Annotated in this window: 1 protein-coding gene and 1 pseudogene; both read left to right on the forward strand. The window is 57.7% G+C overall.

All coding sequences use genetic code 11. The features are described 5' to 3' along the window. Nucleotides 1-266 precede the first annotated feature (266 nt). Nucleotides 267-470 carry a methyltransferase gene (locus tag ACZIRK_RS45265; RefSeq protein WP_130232041.1) on the forward strand — a complete coding sequence of 68 codons (204 nt, stop codon included), beginning with the start codon at nt 267-269 and terminating at the stop codon, nt 468-470. 344 nt (nt 471-814) lie between these two features. Continuing rightward, nucleotides 815-904, forward strand: a pseudogene (locus tag ACZIRK_RS45270) (IS5/IS1182 family transposase); the annotation flags it as partial.

A 904-nucleotide genomic window follows, 5' to 3' on the forward strand; every position in this document is an offset into this window, starting at 1 on the left:
CATGCCTATCCTTATCGCCATCCTTACAACTATCTTTTGACATGGTGACCTCGTGACGAAACAATCCACGAGATCTTCCTAGCCGACCAGATCAGCCCTCAGTGCGTGGTCGCCGGATGACGCTCACGAGAAATCTATTATGCCGCCTTCCGAATTATGCCCCGCCAGCCAGCGTTCCTGGGGTCAGGTGCGCAGCGCCGGCGGGCTGTATCGGCATAATCGGGACTGCATGGCTGCGTCCAATTACGTAGGCAACTGCGGGCACGGTGTTGGTGCTGGAGCGGATCATCGGTGCTCCAAACATTGCGCCCGCCGAAAAGTTCAGTGACCTCAATATGCTCGTTGCTGCGGGCGGCCGAGAACGCAGTCACGACGAATTTGTCAGCTTGTTCGCGGCCGCCGGATACGCGCTGACGCGCGTGCTACCGACGGGCACGCAGATCCACCTGATCGAAGGCACCTGCGCCTGAGCGCCAATGCTCCGGAGCTATTGGACTCGGGACATCCGATCCGAATGTTTCCCACACTTGGGTCGGAAGCAAATTCTATCTCGCCTACGCGCCGGCGAAGCTCGTCGAACACGTGCAAGAACTGCTGGCGATCGCCGATCGCACAGCCGTGCATGTGAAGCGGCCTTGCATCGATCATGCCGAACTCCTCTATGACGAGAACGGCCTGCCGAAATGATCATCGACACCTCGGCCATGGTTGCGATCCTCTTCCGCGAGCCCTAAGAGCCCGACCGGAAATTAAAGTTGGGTGATTTCAACTGGTTGTGATTCTTCGAAGGTGTTCGAAGCCATCGGAGAAGCAGATGACCTGGACCGAAATCACCCGCTGTCAGCATGACAGACGAGCGCTCCGCTATGCAAGCGATTGTACGGATGCGGAATGGGCCTTGATC

The sequence above is a fragment of the Bradyrhizobium sp. Leo114 genome, from assembly GCF_055229415.2.